At 27.6% G+C, this 15926-nt stretch carries 16 protein-coding genes and 1 pseudogene; 6 read left to right on the forward strand and 11 right to left on the reverse strand.

Annotated features, from left to right (window positions below):
- Positions 1 to 289: 289 nt before the first annotated feature.
- The 3 genes from E6771_RS10100 to nfo are packed head-to-tail and all read right to left on the reverse strand — an operon-like array spanning position 290 to position 2076.
- Positions 290 to 658, reverse strand: coding sequence for a nuclear transport factor 2 family protein (locus E6771_RS10100; protein ID WP_316091198.1), 369 nt, complete (start codon positions 656 to 658; stop codon positions 290 to 292).
- A gap of 19 nt (positions 659 to 677) precedes the next feature.
- Positions 678 to 1184, reverse strand: a complete 507-nt coding sequence (locus E6771_RS10105; RefSeq protein ID WP_316091199.1) for a nitroreductase family protein — start codon at positions 1182 to 1184, stop codon at positions 678 to 680.
- 19 nt (positions 1185 to 1203) lie between these two features.
- Entirely contained in the window at positions 1204 to 2076 is an 873-nt protein-coding gene (gene nfo / locus E6771_RS10110) for a deoxyribonuclease IV (RefSeq protein WP_316091200.1), read from the reverse strand.
- A 176-nt stretch (positions 2077 to 2252) separates the two neighbouring features.
- On the opposite strand from nfo, the gene E6771_RS10115 reads away from it, so the two are divergent.
- The gene (locus tag E6771_RS10115) at positions 2253 to 2699 is read left to right on the forward strand and encodes a hypothetical protein (RefSeq protein ID WP_316091201.1); all 447 of its coding nucleotides are present in this window, start codon (positions 2253 to 2255) and stop codon (positions 2697 to 2699) included.
- Between the two features lie 104 nt (positions 2700 to 2803).
- Here E6771_RS10115 and E6771_RS10120 read toward each other — a convergent pair whose 3' ends face one another.
- Positions 2804 to 3091 carry a hypothetical protein gene (locus E6771_RS10120; protein WP_316091202.1) on the reverse strand — a complete coding sequence of 96 codons (288 nt, stop codon included), beginning with the start codon at positions 3089 to 3091 and terminating at the stop codon, positions 2804 to 2806.
- Positions 3092 to 3450: 359 nt separating this feature from the next.
- Here E6771_RS10120 and E6771_RS10125 point away from each other — a divergent pair, with 359 nt between their 5' ends.
- Positions 3451 to 4617: an ROK family protein gene (locus E6771_RS10125; RefSeq protein WP_316091203.1), complete on the forward strand. Its 1167-nt coding sequence runs from the start codon at positions 3451 to 3453 to the stop codon at positions 4615 to 4617.
- 218 nt (positions 4618 to 4835) lie between these two features.
- On the forward strand, positions 4836 to 5498 hold the full coding sequence (locus E6771_RS10130; RefSeq protein ID WP_316091204.1) for an N-acetyltransferase: 663 nt from the start codon (positions 4836 to 4838) through the stop codon (positions 5496 to 5498).
- A gap of 87 nt (positions 5499 to 5585) precedes the next feature.
- Here the strand turns inward: E6771_RS10130 and E6771_RS10135 are convergent, their stop codons facing one another.
- From E6771_RS10135 to E6771_RS10160, 6 genes and pseudogenes are all read right to left on the reverse strand, one after another.
- Entirely contained in the window at positions 5586 to 6530 is a 945-nt protein-coding gene (locus E6771_RS10135; protein WP_316091205.1) for an autotransporter outer membrane beta-barrel domain-containing protein, read from the reverse strand.
- Positions 6531 to 6545: 15 nt separating this feature from the next.
- Positions 6546 to 7262 carry a Bax inhibitor-1/YccA family protein gene (locus E6771_RS10140; protein WP_316091206.1) on the reverse strand — a complete coding sequence of 239 codons (717 nt, stop codon included), beginning with the start codon at positions 7260 to 7262 and terminating at the stop codon, positions 6546 to 6548.
- Between the two features lie 33 nt (positions 7263 to 7295).
- A pseudogene (locus E6771_RS10145) lies at positions 7296 to 8467 on the reverse strand (iron-containing alcohol dehydrogenase).
- A 20-nt stretch (positions 8468 to 8487) separates the two neighbouring features.
- Positions 8488 to 10068 (reverse strand): NAD(P)/FAD-dependent oxidoreductase, encoded by a 1581-nt coding sequence (locus tag E6771_RS10150; RefSeq protein WP_316091207.1) that lies wholly within the window; start codon positions 10066 to 10068, stop codon positions 8488 to 8490.
- Between the two features lie 83 nt (positions 10069 to 10151).
- The gene (locus E6771_RS10155; protein ID WP_316091208.1) at positions 10152 to 10424 is read right to left on the reverse strand and encodes an HU family DNA-binding protein; all 273 of its coding nucleotides are present in this window, start codon (positions 10422 to 10424) and stop codon (positions 10152 to 10154) included.
- Between the two features lie 103 nt (positions 10425 to 10527).
- A complete protein-coding gene (locus tag E6771_RS10160) occupies positions 10528 to 11085 on the reverse strand; it encodes a tyrosine-type recombinase/integrase (protein WP_316091209.1) in 558 nt (185 codons plus the stop codon).
- A 159-nt stretch (positions 11086 to 11244) separates the two neighbouring features.
- Between E6771_RS10160 and E6771_RS10165 the strand changes: the two genes are divergently transcribed.
- Both E6771_RS10165 and E6771_RS10170 read left to right on the forward strand, forming a co-directional pair.
- Positions 11245 to 12414 carry an amidohydrolase gene (locus tag E6771_RS10165; RefSeq protein ID WP_316091210.1) on the forward strand — a complete coding sequence of 390 codons (1170 nt, stop codon included), beginning with the start codon at positions 11245 to 11247 and terminating at the stop codon, positions 12412 to 12414.
- Complete coding sequence (locus E6771_RS10170; protein ID WP_316091211.1) at positions 12414 to 13556, forward strand: M20 family metallopeptidase; 1143 nt, start codon at positions 12414 to 12416, stop codon at positions 13554 to 13556. Before E6771_RS10165 ends, E6771_RS10170 begins: the two co-directional genes overlap by 1 nt.
- A gap of 130 nt (positions 13557 to 13686) precedes the next feature.
- On the opposite strand, the gene E6771_RS10175 is transcribed toward E6771_RS10170, so the two are convergent.
- Positions 13687 to 14646 carry an NAD-dependent epimerase/dehydratase family protein gene (locus tag E6771_RS10175; protein WP_316091212.1) on the reverse strand — a complete coding sequence of 320 codons (960 nt, stop codon included), beginning with the start codon at positions 14644 to 14646 and terminating at the stop codon, positions 13687 to 13689.
- Between the two features lie 375 nt (positions 14647 to 15021).
- On the opposite strand from E6771_RS10175, the gene E6771_RS10180 reads away from it, so the two are divergent.
- A complete protein-coding gene (locus E6771_RS10180) occupies positions 15022 to 15780 on the forward strand; it encodes a transporter substrate-binding domain-containing protein (RefSeq protein ID WP_316091213.1) in 759 nt (252 codons plus the stop codon).
- Positions 15781 to 15926 lie beyond the last annotated feature (146 nt).

Genomic DNA, 15926 nt, shown 5'->3' on the forward strand with positions numbered 1-15926 from the left:
TTTGTGATACTCTTTTTTAGGATAGAAATTTTCTAAAAGCACTTTTTATACCTTTTCAACTTTTCAGAGCTAGTTTTCATTTTAAATTAACAGATTCTATTCCTACTATATTTATACCTTATTTTTCCTCTAACTACAAGTTTATATATTAAAAGAGGGAAAGTTTTTATTTCCCTCTAAAATTTTTTATTTATATTGAAATTATTAAAGTTGTTATTTTATGAAATAATTCAACAATATTATACCAAAATAAAGTATTTTTTTTATATTTCCTTCTGCAAATAAAAATTTAATTCATAGAATCTAATTGCTTTTTTGAATCACAAAATACTTGCCATGTTTGAATTTGATTTTCACTGACTATAACTTTCCAACAAGCAGGAAATTCCCAGTATTTTTCTTTGTTTCCTAAATATGAAGCACTTGCTTTTCCTATGATAACAGAAAATTTATCACTTTCAATATAATCATAAACTTCAATAAGGTAATCAGGAAACCAATTGAAATATTCTTGCCAACCTATTTTCATTTGTTCCCTATTTTCTTTATTACCATAGGTATCAATAAAATAAAAATTTTCTGACATCATATCAATAATGATTGGCAAGTTTTGGGCATTGATTGCTTCAACAAATTTCATTACAATATCTTGCTTCATCTGGTATCCTCTCTACAATTTAAAATTTATTAAAATGAAGTTTAGCCATATCAATATCAGAATCTGTATAAGCTGGTTTTTCTTCAGCTGGATATCCCAAAGCTATCATATTATGTACTTTTAATTCTGATGGAGCACCAAGTATTTTTTTTATATTTTCATCAGTTGAATTTCCTTCAGCATCCACTTTCTCTTTGGTCTGTATCCAGCATGATCCAAGTCCAAGTTCATGTGCTTTTAGTTGAATTACAGTACTTGCAATAGCACAATCATCATCCCAAGTAGGATTTACATGTCCAAATATAACTATCATAAGAGGAGCTCCAGCAGCAAACCCTGCTCCATTTTCTTTAGACACAGATAATTTTTTTATTATCTCTTTATCATCTATTACTACATATTCATAAGGTCTTTGATTTCTTCCACTTGGAGATACTAAAGCAGTTTTCATAAGCTCCATAACAACTTCTTTTTCTACATTTTTTTCTTTAAATTTTCTTATTGTTCTTCTACTTAAAAAATCCATATATATTCCTCCTTAAAATTTATTTGATAAGACTATATAAAAGGCTTATTTCCTCTTTCCAGATAGAACTGTCTATAGTTTCCAAGATAATAGGAATATTATCAAATCTTTCATCATTCATAAATCTTTCAAAAAATTCCATACCTAATATACCTTTTCCTATGCTGTCGTGTCTATCTTTTCTGCTTCCTGTATTAAATTTAGAATCATTTAAATGGACTCCCTTAAGATATTTAAATCCAACATATTTTTCAAATTCGTCCATAGTTTTTTTATAACCGATTTCATCTTTTAATTCATATCCCGCTGTTATTGTATGACAAGTATCAATACATGTACCTATTCTTTCTTTGTTTTTTACTTTTTCAATAATTTTTCCTAAATGTTCAAATTTATATCCCATATTAGAACCTTGTCCAGATGTATTTTCCAGTACTATGACTATATTTTCTGTAGCTTCAATAGCTTTATTTATACAGTCTGCTATATTATTAATGCACTCATCTTCAGATATTTCATTTAAATGGCTACCAGGATGAGTATTAAGATATTTCAATCCTAACTGGTCACATCTTTTTATTTCTTCGATAAAAGCATTCAGAGACTTTTCTCTTTTTTCTTCATCTTTTGTACCTAAGTTTATAAGATAACTATCATGAGGTAAAATATATTCATTTGTATAGTTGTTTTCCTTTAAAGCTTTTTTAAATTTTTCTATATCTTCATCAGTTAATGGTTTAGCTTCCCATCTTCTTTGATTTTTAACAAACATTCCAAAAGCTCTGGCTCCAATTTCTTTCGCATTTTTAGGAGCATTAAAAGGTCCACCAACTATACTGACATGAGCACCAATAAACTTTCTTTTAATTTTTTCTTCTCTTGTTATTTCCATATCATTCCTTTCTATATGAATCTTTTATATATATTATACTATTTTATACAATAAAATAAAAGAGATGATTGATATTATAATAAATTTCAAAAATAAAGTAATAAATAAAAAGAAATTGATCTTTTTAGCGAATACATATAATGTAAGAAATATATTTATTAACAGGAGGAAATTATATGAAAATAAAAAAATTAAATTATATTATTGCAGGTTCTCTTTTATCTGCTTTATTACTTGCAGGATGTGGAAATGACAAACCTAATCAAAAAGTTCAGAAACTTTTGACAGAGACTCAAAAAGATTTTGCAGCTTTTCAAGAAAGTATTGTTAAAGATTCTACTATGACTGAAGCTCAGGCAGAAGATAAAATTCAAAAATTATTAGCTGAAATTCAAACTAAGGAAGAAGCTATAAAAAAAGAAATAGCTAATATAAAAAATAAAGCTGAACAGGAAAAATTAACTAAAGAAATGGAAAAAACTTTTAGTACTATGAAGGAAAATCTTATATCTCTTGAAAAAAAAATAAAAACTCCTACTCCAAATCCATATGATGGAGAAGTAGAAGTACAAGAAATAGAAACTTTGGAGGATACTAATGATGGAGAAGCACAAGCTAAGTAATCATTAGTTATGAACTTTACTTTATATTCATGATTATAAATTATACTGACGAATTCAAATAAATTTAAAATATAAAAAGCTCTCAACAATGAGAGCCTTTTATATTATATAGTACTTATTAAATAAGAAACAATTTCTTTATCTTTTCCTGTGAGCATAACAACAATTCCACCATTTTTATCTGAATCTTTAATTACTAATGGATTTCCAGCTTTTCCTTCTTCAAGATAATGAAAAAATTTAATTTTTTCAATTATTAATTCTTCCATATTAGATACATTATTTACTTTATAATCTCTTTTTAAATCATTTAATTCTTTTTCAAAATTTTCTAATGTAAATTCAAAGTTGCTCTCTAAATGATTTTTCACTTTTGTTATTTTTACAACCACGGCACATCACCTATTCTGAAATTTTTTATATTTTATATTAGTGTTAAATAGTAAAATTAACTAAGTTTTCAAATATATAAATGTTAACTGTATAATACCATTTTTTTTCATTTTTGTAAACAATATCAAAATATCCGATTACATTTTTCCAAATATTTTATCTTTATTTTTTATATTTTAAAGAATATTATTGAATGTTTTTAAAAACGGAAATATTTTACATCCATTTTTGAAACAATATCTTATTAGAACATAATAATTCAAATAAAGATAAAAAAATTGAATTAAGTTATTGACTTAATATTATAATTAGTGTAAAAATATAGATAGAAATATCCAACTATTCAAAAGGAGAAAAGATGGAAATAATTTATCAAAAAAGAGAAAAACTCAGAAATGAAAACAGAACTTTTAAATTTTTGGTAGAAGTAAGAGAATTCAGCAAATTAGAAATATCCCAATATTTGAATATCAGTATTCCAACAGTCACAAAAATATTAGAAAGATTTTTAATAAATAAACTGATATATGAAACTGGAACTAATGATGGTAAGCTTGGAAGAAAGGCGATAAAATACCAATTTAATCCTAATGCATATTTTTCTATTGGAATTAAAATGGAAATGAATCATATATCAATGGTTTTAATAAATCTTGATGGAAAAATATTAAAACAGACTGTTGTTAAAGAAGAATTTATTAACAGTGAAAATTTTGTTTTTCTTGTCATAAATGAATTAAAAAAGTTTTTATGGGAATTTGATAAAAAAGAATTTATAAAAGGAATAGGGATAGTTCTTCCAGGAATAGTAGATCCTGAAAATAGCATGATAAAGTTAGGTGGTAATTTTACTCTTTTAAATCAAGATATGAAAGAAATAGAAGAAGAATTTAGTCTTCCAATATTTTTGGAAAATGAAGCAAATGCTGGAGCTATTGGGGAATATATAGTTAACCATTCTGAACTTCAATTGAAAAAAAATATTCTTTTTGTCTCAATAGATACTGGTATAGGTTCTGGAATTATAATAGAAGATCAGTTATACAGAGGAAAAGGAAATAAATCTGGAGAAATAGGACATATACCAATAATACCAAATGGAGATAAATGTGCCTGTGGCAGTGAGGGATGTTTTGAGCAATATTGTTCTAACTTGGCTTTAATAAAAGAATTTGAAAAAGAATTCCAATGTGAAATAAAAGAATATGAGGATATTTTTCAAGAAAAATTTTTAGGAAATGAAAGAGGTAAAAAAATATTAGAGAGATATACATGGATTTTAGCATTAGGAATAAAAACTGCTTTAATGATGTTTAATTCTGATAAAATAATTATTGGAGGAAAAATTTCCAATCATAAGGAATATTTTGAGCCTTTGCTTAAAGAGATAATTTTTTCAAATAATATTTTCAGTAATGATACTGATATTGTTGAATTTTCATCTCTTTCTGACAATGCTAATTTATTAGGTGCAGCATTTATTCCATTGGGAGAATTTTATAAAACTTACAATGAAAATATGTAATAATATCCTATAATTTATATTTTTGCTAAAAGTAATATGATTATTTTTTTATAAATGTTATAATATTATTATATATAATAAAATTTTAATTAGAGGTGATAGGATGTTGAATAATGAGAGTGTATTCTTCCTATAATAGGAAGAGTGTTAAATTCCATTTCTATTATAGATTTTGATGAAAGTTTATAATCAAAAATATAATTAATTGGAGGATAAAATTGAAATTAGAAATAAGATTAGAAGAAAAAAATGATTATAGAAAAGTTGAGGAAATTATTAGAGAAGCATTTTGGAATCTGTATGTTCCAGGAGCTAGTGAGCATTTTATATTACATTCTTTAAGAAATTCTGAAGTAGCTGTTCCTGAACTTAATTTTATAGCAGTCAAAGATGGAGAAATAGTAGGGCAAATCTTTTATACAAAAGCTGAAATAAAGGATAAAGACGGAAAAAAACATGAAATTTTAAATTTTGGCCCTTTATGTGTAACACCAAAATACCATAACCTTGGGATAGGAAAAGCTTTAATAGAACATAGCAGAAAAGTGGCAGCTGAAATGGGATATAAAGGTATAGCAATATATGGATATCCTGGCTATTATACTAGAGTTGGATTCCAAAGTGGGGCTAAATTTGGTATAGCAAGAGCTGATGGTGCTTTTCCAAAAGCACTTTTAGTTATGGAGCTCTATCCTGATTCCTTGAAGGGAATTTCTGGAAACCTTCACGAATTTTTAAGTGATCTTCAATTTGATGGGGAGGAATTTTTGAAGTATGAATCTTCATTTCCTCCAAAAGAAAAGAAATACAAACCATCACAAGATTTATTTGCAGAAATGGTAAATAAAATGGAAGATCCAGAAAATATAAAAATTTATTAATTTATAGGTTTTTATAAAATAAATAAAAAATGAAATAGATATATTTAAAAGGGCAGTTTAAAACTGCCCTTTTAATAACTATTAAAATTAAAAATTATGTATAAGTCCTATAACCACCATATCATAATAATAATTTTTATTTATATATCCCTGATATTTTATATTGATTAAAAAATCTGGATCAATATAATATCCCATACCTATACTGACCATTCCAGCATCTCTTGATACTTCCAATGCTTTTATTTTACCTAAATCTGTAATGAATCTTTTTCTATCTGCAAATTCATGAGACCATTCTACATTTCCTGTAACTAAAAATTTATCTCCCATTTCTTTAGAATACATAATTCCAGCATTTCCACTTCCTATTCTATCATTGGAAGTAGATATACCATTATGGCCTTTTGTAGTATATTGATTCCATCCAAGTCCTAAATAAGGATAAAGCAATGATTTTTCTCCAAGTTCAAAAAAGTAACCTCCCTCTGCTCCTAAAGAATAATTTTTAGTTCTATAAACTATGTTAGAAATATTTTTGCTTCTCAAAATATTTTTACTTTCATCATATCCAGCTCTTCCAATAAAAAGCCAATTATCTTTATTATAAGCAAGATAAGTATTTAGTCCATAAGTTCTTATTTTCTGATCACTATCAAGAGAATCATCAAATTCAGCTCTTGATTTTATATATCCAAAACTCATCCCAGTCATCAGATCAGGGTTTGATAAAAAAGTACTATTAGTAGCCATTAAAAATCCTTTAATCTTAGCATCATAGTCAGTATTGTAATCATCTCTATCATAACTGGATTTGATTTTTCCTATCCCTTCAATATATTGAGAGCTTCCACTGAATCCTCTTCTGTTCATTTTTTTAAACATTACACTTTCTCTAAATTGATTGCTTCCTCTATCAGTTATTATTTTTCCATTTATTTCTGAAAGATTAGTTTGAAGGTCATGAGTTCCTCCAAATAAACCAGCAGAGACAGCTGCAAATATCAAAGGCAGTATTTTTTTAATTTTCATTCAATCTCCTCCAGGTTATCTTCTTCTTTTACCAAATATTCTTAAAAGATATAGGAATAGATTTATAAAGTCAAGATAAAGATTAAGAGCACCAATTATTCCAAGTTTATTCATAACTTCTTCATCACCATTTGCCATTTGGAAAGCTATTTTTTTGATTCTATTTACATCATATGCAATAAGAGCTGAGAAAATAACTATTCCTAAGACTGTTCCAATCCAATAAAGTATTGGAGCTTTAAGGAAGAAATTGATTAATGACATTATAATTATACTTATAAGTCCAGTCATTAAATATTTGCCATAACTGCTAAGATCTTCCTTTGTAGTATATCCATAAGCTGCAATAACTATAAACATTATCAAAGCCACTCCTAAAGTATAAAATATACTTGCAGGATGGAATACAAATCCCAAGCTGCTGAAAAGAACTCCATTCATTAATGAATAAAGAAAAAACATTATTCTTGCAGTTCCAGAAGACAATTTATTAATTCCTAAACTCAATCCAAATACAAGAGCTATTTCTGCAAACATTATTATTTTAAAATATGGCATTATAGCATACAGCAGTCTTGCATTAAAACCAAATAGGTATATTGGAACTATTGTTGTAATAAGTATTCCAATTACCATATTCAAAAAAACTTTTCTAAGAAATCTATTAGTTGTATCCACATTGTCATAGACCCCTTGTTCGTTACGCATTTCATTTAAATCATACTCGTTCATTATTGTGTTACCTCCTGATTTATATTTAAAACTTTAAAAAGCTCTTTTTAAAATCTCAAGTACATCAGCTTTATGAAGCTTTTTCATTGTTCCAAGAGGTCCAAAAGCAACAGCTGCATCAGCCATTTTTTCAAGGTTTTCTTCCTTTATTTCTACCTCTTTTAAAGTACTTGGAATATTTAGAGATTTAAAAAATTCTCTAGTTTTATTTATTGCTTCCTTTGCAATGGCCATAGGATCATCTCCTGAAATGCCCCATACATATTTTCCATATTCTTCAAACCTATGAACATTTTCATTTGACAATACATATTCCATCCATACTGGAGTAAGAATAGCAAGTCCAACACCATGAGTTATATCATGATAAGCACTTAATTCATGTTCCATTCCATGAGTTGCCCAATCTGTAGATATTTTACCATAAGTTAAAAGTCCATTCAATGCTAAAGAGCTTCCCCACATAAGATTTGCTCTGGCTTCATAATTTTCAGGCTCATTATAAGCAATAGGACCAAAGTGTATTACAGTTTTTAAAAGTCCTTCCATTAAACGATTTTGTAAGAAACCATCATGATCAGGTGAAAAATACTGTTCAAATATATGGCTCATTATATCAGCTGTTCCTGCAGCTGTCTGATATTTATTTACACTATAAGTATATATTGGATCAAGTATAGAAAATACAGGTCTGAGTAAATCACTTCCTATTGCTAATTTTCTATTTTCATTCATATTTGAAATTACACTGTTTCCATTCATTTCACTTCCAGTGGCTGCTAATGTAAGTACAGAAGCAACTGGAAGAGCTGAAGTTAGCTGCTTCATTTTATTTTTAACATAAAGATCTTCCCATACATCACCATTATACTTACTTTGTGCTGCTATTGCTTTTCACAATCTATAGTACTTCCTCCACCAATAGCTAGTACAAGTTCTATTCCCTCTCTTTTGCATATTTCTGCTCCATAATATACACATTCGATTCTAGGGTTAGGATCCACATTTGGCAGTTCAAAAATAGTGATATTCTCTCTTTTTAAAACTTCTATAACTTTATCATAAAGTCCATTTTTCTTTATACTTCCCTTACCATAGACCAAGAGTACTTTACTTCCAATTTTTTTTACTTCATTTCCCAGTTCATCTACTTTTCCAGTACCAAAAAGTATTTTTGTACTTACATTATAGTTAAAATTTTTCATAGCATTTTCCTCCTTTGAAATTAAAGAATAATTTTGCTAAAACTAAGATCTACTATTTTTAAACCATCCACTGCTGCACTCACTATTCCTCCTGCATACCCAGCTCCTTCTCCCACAGGGTATAATCCATTTATGTTAATAGATTGTCCTTTTATATCTCTTGTTATTTTAACAGGAGCAGAGGTTCTAGTTTCAGGAGCTATAAGATTTACATTTTTAGATATAAAATAATTGTTTTTTCCCCACTGTTGAAAGGCAGCTTTCATATTATCATTTATAAATTCAGGAAATAGATTATTTAAATCATAGGAATTCATTTCCATTTCATAACTGCTTTCAATACTTCCAGCAGTCTTTTTTCCTTTTACAAAATCTATAACATTTTGATAAGCAGCACCATAATTATTTTCTATTTCATAAGTTTTTCTTTCTAGATTTTCTTGAAACTTCATTCCAGAAAAAAGTTCATCTCCAAATTCATTTTTCTTTATACCTACTACAACAGCAGAATTTGAGAATTTTCCATCTCTTTTAGAATAACTCATTCCATTTACCAAAGTTTTTCCTTTTTCTGATGCAGCATTAACTATAACCCCACCAGGACACATACAAAATGAAAATACTCCTCTGTCCTCTTTTTTATTGTTATATGTAACACTATATGTAGCTGCACCTAATAAAGGATGGTCAGCATATTTTCCATACTGCATTTTATCGATGTCACTTCTTAAGTGCTCTATTCTTGCTCCTACTGCAAAAGGTTTGTTTTCTAAATGAACTCCTTTTTTATGAAGCATTCTATAAGTATCTCTTGATGAATGCCCTATTGCTAATATTACAGAATCTGTTATGATAATATCTTTTATTCCATCTTTATCCAAAATTTCAATTCCTACAATAGAGTTATTTTTTATAAGAAGATTTTCCATTTTAGTATTAAAGTAAAATTTACCTCCCATATTTTTAATTTTCTCTCTTATATTTTTTACTACTACTTTTAATACATCAGTTCCTATATGTGGTTTATAATCCCATAATATTTCTTCTTGAGCTCCACAATCAAGAAGTTCTTTAAATACCTTATCTATATACTCACTTTTTATTCTTGTGTTGAGTTTCCCATCAGAATATGTTCCTGCTCCTCCTTCACCAAATTGTACATTTGATTCTGGATTAAGGATGGAATTTGATATAAATCTATTATTAGTTATATCTCTTTTATCTACCTCTTCTCCCCTTTCAAAGACAAGAGGAATATATCCATATTCAGCAAGCCTTAATGCAGAAAATAATCCTGCTGGTCCTGCTCCTATTACAGCTACCTCTTTATTTTTAAATAAAGGTTCTCTTACCATTTTTTCCATTTCTTTTACTGGAAGAATATTAGGTAATGAAGATATATCTACTTCCTTTTTTAATAAAACCTCTATATTATAAATAAATTTTATGTCATTTTTTTGGCGGCTGTCAATAGATCTTTTATTCCATCTCAATATTTCTATATTATCTTTTTTTATTCCTCTTTTTTCAAGTTCTTTTAATATTTCCTTGTCTTGATTTCTCTCTAATGGAATTATTATATTGTTAATATTTATTCTCATTTTCCACCTCTAATAAATTATACCATATATAATAATTAAATAACAATAAAAAAGCCTGTGAAGTTATACACAGGCTGGCATTTTTATTTTATTTTGTCAGCTAGAGTTTTTCCAACTTTAAACTTAACTGCTTTTTTAGCTTCAATCTTCATTTTTTTATTAGTTTGAGGATTTCTAACTTCTCTGGCAGCTCTTTCTTTTACCTCCCATTTTCCCCACCCTACAAAAGTAATGTCATCCCCTTTTACGAGAGTATCTTCAACAGAAGCTAAAAATAAATTTACTGCTCTTTCAGCTTCTTTTTTAGTAAATCCACCATTTTTAGCATATAATTCTACAAATTCTTTTTTAGTCATAATTATTCCTCCTTAAGTTTTTCTTTATGTGTAATTCTTAAAATTACAATTCTTGCTTATTATATATATAACCTTTATTTTCCATTTTGTAAATAGAAAGTTTTCAAAAAATCACTTTAAATCCTTCAGAAGCAGTATTTACATCATGATCTGTTATTCCTAAATATTTTTGAGTGACAGCTACAGAAGAATGATTGAGCAAACGTCTTACTAATTCTATATTATGTTTATTATTAGTATATTGAATGTGAGCATAACTTTTTCTAAAACTATGTGTAGAAAGTCCTTCAATAGAAGCGCATATGGAAATTTTTTTTAATATTTTCTGTACCCATCTTACTGATATATTAAAAATATTATCATTTCTCCTAAGAAAATGTTTTTTACAGTAAGCTTCAACTATTTTTATAACTTCATAATTAATATTTCTATTTTGTATCTTTCCTGTTTTTTGCTCCTGTATTGATAATTTTCCATCAACAAAATCACTTACTTTTAAATTCAGTACATCTCCTATTCTAAGCCCAGTATTTAATTGAATAAGACAAATTAAATGTATTTGGGGATTAGCTTTTAGTCTTATTCCATTTTTTCTTACTCCACTTTTTATCAATAAAAAAATTGTTTCTAACTCATCAAATTTTAAGGCTCTAGTTTTCATTTTAATTTCATCTCCTAAGATTGTAATATATATGTAGTATAGACATATATAGAATATATCATATTTTTTATATCAGAGAAATATTTTTATTTTTAGTATAGCATTATTACTGTTATTGTTATAAAATATATACATAATTTATTTTGGGAGGTTTTTAGCATGATTATAATAAAAAATGGTATTTTACTTGATGTTGAAAAATCTAAAAGTGAAAAAATGGATATTTCAATAGAAAATGGTAAAATTACTGGAATTAAAAAAAGTATTAAACCTAAGAAAGATGATGAAGTTATTGATGCTGCAGATAAAATAGTGGCTCCTGGATTTATTGATGCTCACTGTCATTTGGGACTTATGGGAGATAGTGTCGGATTTGAAAATGATGATGTAAATGAAAAATCTGAACCAATAACTCCTCAATTAAGAGCAATAGATGCTATTGATCCTATGGATAGAGTATTTACTGAGGCTTACCAAGGGGGAATCACTTCAGTAGCTACTGGACCAGGAAGTGCCAATGTAATTGGAGGACAGTTTGCTGCTATAAAAACTTTTGGAAAAAGAATAGATAAAATGATAATAAAAGCTCCCATTGCTATGAAATGTGCCTTTGGTGAAAACCCAAAGAGATTTTATGGTACAAAAGGAAAAATGCCTACTACAAGAATGGGTATTGCCAGCATACTTAGAGAAACTCTTCAAAAAGCAAAAGAATATATGCTGAAGTCTGAAGCTGCTAAAGATGACATTACTAAAAAACCTCAATATGATGCAAAATTGGAAGCATTAATTCCTGTTTTAAAAAAAGAAATTCCTTTAAAAGCTCATGCTCATAAAGCAAGTGATATATTTACTGCTATAAGAATAGCAAAAGAATTTGATCTAGAAATGACTTTAGATCATTCAACTGATGCCAGATGTATAGTTGGTGAATTAGCTGAGGAAAAATATCCTATGATAGTTGGACCTAGTTTAGGTCATAGAACTAAAGTTGAACTTATAAATAAATCTTTTAAAACAGCAGGAATTCTTAATAAAGCTGGAATAAAAATATCTATAACAACTGACAGCCCTGTTATTCCTCTTCAGCATCTTCCAATATGTGCTGCTCTTGCAGTAAAAGATGGACTTGATAAATGGGAAGCTCTTAAGGCTATCTCAATAAATCCTGCTGAAATACTAGGTCTGGAAGACAGAATTGGATCTATTAAAGTTGGAAAAGATGCAGATATAGTTATATGGTCAGCAGACCCTCTTCAAATAGATGCAAAAGTTGAATGTACTATAATAAATGGAGAAGTAGTTTTCGATGGCGAGGAGGAAGAATAGTGAAAGAACTTCTTAAAAAATTCAGAAGAGAACTTCACCAAATACCTGAAGTAGCTTTTGAAGAATATAAAACAGCTGAATACATAAGAGAGAAGCTTAGAGAATATAAAATACCCTATGAAGAAATCACTAATGAGCAATATACTACAGGAACTATAGTATATTTTAAGGGAGAAAAAGGATGTATTGCTTTTAGAAGCGACATAGATGCTCTCCCTATAAAAGAGGATACTGGATGTGATTTTGCTTCTACAAATGGACGTGCACATGGATGTGGCCATGATGGACATGCAGCTACTCTCCTTACATTTGCAGTTTGGTTAAAAGAACAGCAGGATAAGGGAGTAAAATTTAAAAAATCAATTGTTCTTATATTTCAGCCAGGAGAAGAAGGAAAAGGAGGAGCAAGATATCTTTCTGTCCATGAAAAATTCCTGAATAAAAATATAGAAGCTATATTTGGAATGCACTTATTTCCACTACTTCCAGAAGGAACGGTATCTACAAAGATTGGTCCTCTTATGGCACAAACTATAAATCTTGATATAGATATTTATGGTAAAGGTGGACATGGAGCTGAACCTCAAAACTGTATTGATACTATCCTTATAACTTCTAAACTCATAGAGGCATATCAAAGTATTGTATCAAGAAACATAACTCCTATTGAACCTATGGTACTTACTGTTGGTTCTATTCATGGAGGAAGTGCAAGAAATATAATACCTGAAAAAGTTTCTCTTCTTGGAACTATAAGAATATTTTCTAAATCAATGATGGCATTTATCAAAGAAAAACTTGAGAATATCAATAATGGATTTGAATTATCTTATGGGGTTAAAATAGATTTTAATTTTACTCCAGTATATTCTCCTCTCATCAATGATGAAAAACTTTATCATATATTCAGAGAAGCTGTAAAAGATAGTAATTTTGTTGAAGCTAAACCTGAAATGATAGCTGAAGATTTTTCATTCTATCTGGATAAAGTTCCAGGGTTATTTTTCTTCCTAGGTGTAAGAAATGAAGAAAAAGGATATATCTATCCACTTCATAATCCTAAATTTAATTTTGATGAGGAATCATTATTAAAAGGTGTTGAAACTTTCCAGAATATAGCTTATGCAATGAAAGCATTATAATTTTGTTATTAATTTGGATTTTAAAGAGCTATTATTTCTCAGTAATTACAGCAGTTAAAACTTTTTAACTGCTTAATTACTGAAATTTTATTAATTACACCACTCTTTCTAAATTTAAAATTTCTAAAGATTATTCTTTTTTTATTTTATTCTTCTTATAAAAACTATTTTCAATATCATTAAGTGTAGGTATTCCCAGTTTATTATTTTTCTTTAAGTATAGATATGTCTCTCTTAATCCCTCTTCCAGTGAATACTTATTCCTAAATCCTGTTTTCTCTATTTTAGATATATCTCCTATTAAGTTTTTATTTCTAAATGGAAACCAATCCCTTGCTTTCAAATTTTCTTTTTCTAAATCTACATTATATATTAATGGCTGTTTATCAGATATACTGCCACATTTTTTAATATAATCTTTAATACTAATGCTTTCATCACCAGAAATATTAAATATCTCATTAAAAAAATATGAGTTACCTAAAGATAAATTTATAACTTCACAAAGATCATCTATATATCCAAATTGAATTTTTTCTTCACCTTTATTTGGAACAAAAATAGGCATATTATTCTCAAGTCTTGCAAATATATAACTTTCTCTATCTAAATTATTTTCAGGTCCATAAATATAAAATGGTCTGAATATTGTATAAATAAACTTTAATTCTTTAGAATTTTCAATAGTTATTTTTTCACATAGATATTTATCTTCAGCATATTTACCCCATATTTCATTTGCACCATTACTGTCAGTTTCCCTTGCAGGAGAATTCTGCATTTCATTATAAATAGAAGCACTGCTTATTAAGATATATTGAGTATATCTTCCAGACATTATTTTTTGAATCAAAGATACCTGTTCTGCACTGTATGCTGATACATCAACTATATAGTCCACTTTTATATTTTCTAAACACTCTGTTAATTCTTTCTCTATATTTCTATCACATTTTAAAAGCTCTGCTTTTTCAGGGCTAGGTCTTCTATCTCTATTGAGAACATATACTTTGTATCCATTATTCAATAGAAACTCACATAATTTTTTTCCTACAAATTGATTGCCGCCCATTAATAAAATACTTTTCATAGTTGGTCTCCTTTTAGAATTACTCAATATATTTTATATGATAATTTATATATAAATAAATTACAAATTTTTTTATGCACATATTTTTATCAATTTCTATATTTATCTTTTTCATTTTCTAAAGTGCATATCATATAAAAGTTTATTATTAAGATAAAATCATCATTCAGTATATTTTTTATAAAATTAAAAATCCCATATTTTAATCTTATCTGTAAAAGAGGAACAACTTTTCACATAAAATTTTTTTAATTCTTTGAATTTTTTAGCTTCCAGAAAGTTCTATACGAACATTATCAGTATTTTTATTGTTATCTATTAATTTATTTTTGTAATTGGTATAATCTAGCTATCAAAAATGAGGGGGAGTTAAATATGAAAAAGATTTTTATAAGTATTCTTCTTCTATTATCTTGTTTTACTGCTTATGGAAAAGACAAAGTAGAAGAAATTATGAAAAAAGGAGTTATAAGAATTGGAACAACAGGAGATTACAAGCCGTTTACTTATCTCAATGGAGATAAATATGAAGGATATGATATTGAAGTAGCAAAGCTTATAGCAAAGGAATTAGGAGTAAAAATAGAATTTGTCCCTACTACTTGGAAAACTCTTATATCAGATTTAAATGAAGATAAATATGATATAGCTATGGGAGGAATAACAAGAACTGTCAAAAGACAGGTAGAAGCTCAAATGAGTAATCCTTATCTGATATTTGGTAAATGTTATCTAGTAAGAAAGGGAGAAAAAGAGAAATATAATTCTATTGAAGCAGTTAATAAACCAAGTGTCAAAGTTGGAGTAAATATTGGAGGAACTAATGAAATATTTGCTGATGAGCATCTTTCTAAAGCTACAATAATTCGTTATAAAAATAACTTAGATGTTCCAGTTGCTGTAGAAAAAGGAGAAGTTGATATTATGGTGACTGAAAATCCTGAAGCTATTACTTATGAAAAAATTAACCCTAAATTAGAAGGATCATTGACTGAATCTACTTTGACTAAAAGTCAAATGGGATATATGGTTCATAAAGATCAACAACATCTTTTAAATACAATTAATTTTATTTTAGCTGAATTAGAAGTTAGAGGGACTATTTCTGAACTTAAAAATCAATATTTAAAATAGCCTTTTTAAGAGAGAACTTGAGCATATAAGTTCTCTTTTTTTGTTGCTTTTATAAGTACTTTTCATATTAAATTTAATCCTTTAATTCTGAAGATAAACATATTTCTTCAAAAATATTAAAATAATATGATATAATAAACAAAAGA

The sequence above is a fragment of the Fusobacterium sp. genome (genome assembly GCF_032477075.1).
Taxonomy (GTDB): Bacteria; Fusobacteriota; Fusobacteriia; order Fusobacteriales; family Fusobacteriaceae; genus Fusobacterium_A.